Genomic DNA, 2,657 nt, shown 5'->3' with positions numbered 1-2,657 from the left:
TTTTTTTCAAAATATTAAAAACTCATCCCCCAGCACCCTCCCCTGCCCCCTTGCCAACGCGGGCAAAAAGAATTACCTGCCTACCTATTAAATAGCACGCTAACGATTTTGCCCGCGTGCCGGAGTTCATTCCTGGAGGATTCCCCGTCCATGCAGCGTATTTTCCGTTTTCCCCTCGGGCGTCTCGCGCTCCTGCTGTCCGCCCTGGCCCTGGCCGTGGCCCTGTCGGGCTGCGACGACAAACCCCAGGCCAACGCGGCCGCCGCGCCGCCCGCGCCCCGGGTGCGGGCCGCGACCCTGGCCAGCGCCGACCTGCCCCTGACCAACGAGTTCGCCGCCCAGCTCAGCGGCTCGCGCGACGTGCAGGTCCATGCCCAGGTGGGCGGGATCCTGCTGGAACGCACCTATGTGGAGGGCGCCTATGTGCGCAAGGGCGACCTGCTCTTCCGCATCGAGCCCGACACCGCCCACGCCAGCAACGAGCAGGCCCGGGGCGAGCTCAAGCGCCTGCGCGCCACGCTGGAACTGGCCCGGGTGGACCGCGAGCGCACCGAGGCGCTCTTCGCCCAGGGCGTGGTCAGCGCCCAGGAGCGCGACGACGCCGTGACCGCCTTCGACCAGGCCGCCGCCGCCGTGGAGGCCGCCGTGGCCGCCGAGCGCGAAACCGCCATCACCCTGGGCTACACCGAGGTCCGCGCGCCCATCTCGGGGGTGACCAGCAAGGAGTCCATGTCCGAGGGCAGCCTGGTCAGCGTGGGCGGCAACAGCCTGCTGACCACCATCACCCAGGTGGACCCGCTGTATGTGAACTTCTCCGTGCCGGGCGCCCAGGTCCTGCGCGACCGGCGCCTGGAGCGCGAAGGCAGGCTGGCCGTGCCCCAGGACGGCATGACCGTGCGCCTCAGGCTGTCCGACGGCAGCGTCTACGAGCACAGCGGCACCATCGGCTTCGCCGACAGCCGCGAGGACCCGCAGACCGGCACCGTGAACTTCCGCGCCACCCTGCCCAACCCCGAGGGCCTGCTGCTGCCCGGCGGCTACGCCCGGGTGGTGGTCGAGGGCGCCGTGCTCAAGGACGTGCTGCTCGTGCCCCAGCGCGCCGTGCTCTTCACCAAGGACGCGCCCCTGGTCTATGTGCTCGACGCCGAGGGCGTCGCCTCGCCCGTCCCCGTGACCCTGGGCCGCGCCGTGGGCGACAGCTTCGTGGTCGAGGCCGGGCTGACCCCCGGACAGACCATCGTGGCCGAGGGCGTGATCAAGGTCCGCCCCGGGTCCAAGGTCGCCGTCATCGACGAGGGCCAGGCCGCCCCCGGGGCCGCAAACGGGCAGGGCAACAGCTGATGTTCTCGCGCTTTTTCATCAACCGCCCGATCTTCGCGACGGTGGTCTCGCTGTTCATCGTGCTGGCGGGGCTCCTGTCCCTGCGCGCCCTGCCCATCGCGGAGTTCCCCGACATCGTGCCCCCCGAGGTGCAGGTGTCGGCCCGCTACCCCGGCGCCAGCGCCGAGACCATCGCCCAAACCGTGGCCGCCCCGCTGGAGCAGAAGATCAACGGCGTCGAGGACATGATCTACATGCGCTCGGTGAGCGCGGGCGACGGCAGCCTGAACATCACCGTGAGCTTCGAGGTCGGCACCGACCCCGACCAGAACACCATCAACGTCAACAACCGCGTGCAGGCCGCCCAGTCGTCCCTGCCCGAGGAGGTCCGCCGCCAGGGCGTCACCGTGAGCAAGAAATCGTCGAGCATGCTCATGGTCCTGGCCATGGAGTCCCAGGACGGGCGCTACGACGCGGTGGACATCAGCAACTACGCCCTGGTCAACGTCATCGACGAGCTCAAGCGCCTGCCGGGCGTGGGCGACGCCGTGGTCTTCGGCTCGCGCGACTACTCCATCCGCATCTGGCTGCGCCCCGACAAGCTGGCCACCCTGGGCCTCACCCCGGCGGACGTGGCCGCGGCGGTCAACGAGCAGAACGCCCAGTTCGCCGCAGGCTCCATCGGCAGCGAGCCCCTGTCCGGCCCGGTGGAGATGACCTACACCGTGACCACCCAGGGCCGCATGGCCGACCCCGAGCAGTTCGAGAACATCATCCTGCGCGCCAACGAGGACGGCAGCTTCCTGCGCCTGCGCGACGTGGCCGACGTGGAACTCGGGGCGCAAAGCTACAACCTGGTCAGCAAGCGCGACGGCAAGGCTTCGGCGGCCATGGGCATCTACCTCGCCCCGGGCGCCAACGCCCTGGCCACGGCCGATCGCGTCATCGAGGCCATGGACCGCCTCTCGGCCCAGTTCCCCGACGGCATCGAATACTCCGTGCCGTACAACACGACCACCTTCGTGCGCATCTCGGTGCAGGAGGTGCAGCAGACCCTCATCGAGGCCTTCCTGCTGGTGTCGCTGATCATCTTCGTGTTCCTGCACAACTGGCGGGCGACCATCATCCCCCTGCTGGCCGTGCCCGTGTCCATCATCGGCACCTTCGCGGGCATGTACGCCCTGGGCTTCAGCATCAACACCCTGACCCTGTTCGGCCTGGTGCTGGCCATCGGCATCGTGGTCGACGACGCCATCGTGGTCATCGAAAACGTGGAACGGGTGATGAAAACCGAGTTCCTCCCGCCCAAGGAGGCGACCATCAAGGCCATGGGCGAG

General features: G+C 68.8%; 2 protein-coding genes. Both read left to right on the top strand.

The genetic code is table 11. The features are described 5' to 3' along the window. Nucleotides 1-150: 150 nt before the first annotated feature. Entirely contained in the window at nt 151-1,341 is a 1,191-nt protein-coding gene (locus M0P34_RS14830) for an efflux RND transporter periplasmic adaptor subunit (protein ID WP_291500511.1), read from the top strand. Continuing rightward, on the top strand, nt 1,341-2,657 hold a 1,317-nt coding region (locus M0P34_RS14825; protein WP_291500509.1), incomplete at its 3' end, for an efflux RND transporter permease subunit. The genes M0P34_RS14830 and M0P34_RS14825, both read left to right, overlap by 1 nt.

The organism is Desulfocurvus sp., from assembly GCF_023230885.1.
In the GTDB taxonomy this organism is placed as follows: Bacteria; Desulfobacterota; Desulfovibrionia; order Desulfovibrionales; family Desulfovibrionaceae; genus Desulfocurvus.
The sequence above is the reverse complement of the archived record's forward strand: the minus strand, read 5'-3'. Positions and strand labels throughout refer to the sequence as shown.

Coding starts and splice junctions, on each gene's coding strand:
- M0P34_RS14830 (WP_291500511.1), top strand. CDS start 151: ATGCAGCGTATTTTCCGTTTTCCCCTCGGGCGTCTCGCGCTCCTGCTG.